General features: G+C 48.9%; 2 protein-coding genes. Both read right to left on the bottom strand.

Annotated elements, in window-relative coordinates:
- Positions 1-30: 30 nt before the first annotated feature.
- Positions 31-429 (bottom strand): hypothetical protein, encoded by a 399-nt coding sequence (locus AC559A_RS19190; RefSeq protein ID WP_498819301.1) that lies wholly within the window; start codon positions 427-429, stop codon positions 31-33.
- A 425-nt stretch (positions 430-854) separates the two neighbouring features.
- Positions 855-1057: hypothetical protein (locus tag AC559A_RS19185; RefSeq protein WP_498819299.1), on the bottom strand; the 203-nt coding region annotated here is incomplete at its 5' end.

Genomic DNA, 1057 nt, shown 5'->3' with positions numbered 1-1057 from the left:
TTTCGGAGCATCGAAGTGCAAAAAATTGCCTTATATCATACACTTGGAGATCTGCCCGAACCAGTGTTCACCCACAAATTTTGCTGACGAGCCTTCAATGTGAGGGTAAATTTTGAACTTGTCGCTGAGACCGGCATTCAGTTCCGCGGTCAAATGCATGGACACCAGCGCCGGCCACTCGTACAGGCTGGCAATAATGTCCTCAGCGGTTCGTTGTGGGCTGTGGGCGCACAAAATGACCTTGATGTGTTTGCGAGTAACCGGAAGCAATTGGTCCGCGAAAAGGCTCAAGAATGGGGCTGTGCCGCTGCGAATCTTTTGCTTTTGATCCTCTTCAATGGGGCGGAACAATTCGGGAAGCACTGGGTCTCCTTGCGGGGAAACTGGAGAAAAACTTATGTCGCCGGAGGTTGCGTCAGGAAGCGCCATGCGGGCAGGGCCTCTGGCATTACCTGATCGATGTCCGTCGCGTATTCATGATCGAAGGGCCAATTTTCGATCTGATGCAAGCACTTCAAGCTGTCACTGCGCATGGGTTCAATATTGCCAAAGTTGTCTCTTCATGCAGGGACAACTTTGCGTGAATGGCCAAAAATTCAGTCCGCTGGGGGTATCGAATCCACCTTACCTGCTCTTACTCCGTATTGTCCTGGCGTTAACCCATAACGCCCATGTCCATACCCTTATTCGTCTTGAACCATGATTCAATGATTACATGAAGACTGTGATTGGAATTCAATGGATGATATAGTCTCATGGAAATGAAATCACACAATCATTGAATCATTCCATAACATTTCAGACATATATTTTCAGTTTCCAAGTACCCGGCTACGGTACGCTGAACCGGTATTTCAGATTCCTTGGCCGAAATGCCGGATCATATGATGTCCCTGCAAAAAGTCAGCGGCAATTATGCGGCCAGCCCCCAGCGATGCCCCTGGTAGGTGTGCTGAAGGGGGCGAACCGGAGCAGTTGAGCTGAAAAGGCGATAAAAAGGTGTCCTGAGAAAGTAATTTGACAGTAATTTGCTCTTTGACATGGCTTCCCGCGTCTT

Source organism: Desulfonatronum zhilinae (genome assembly GCF_900182865.1).
GTDB classification, from domain to species: domain Bacteria; phylum Desulfobacterota; class Desulfovibrionia; order Desulfovibrionales; family Desulfonatronaceae; genus Desulfonatronum; species Desulfonatronum lacustre.
The sequence above is the reverse complement of the archived record's forward strand: the minus strand, read 5'-3'. Positions and strand labels throughout refer to the sequence as shown.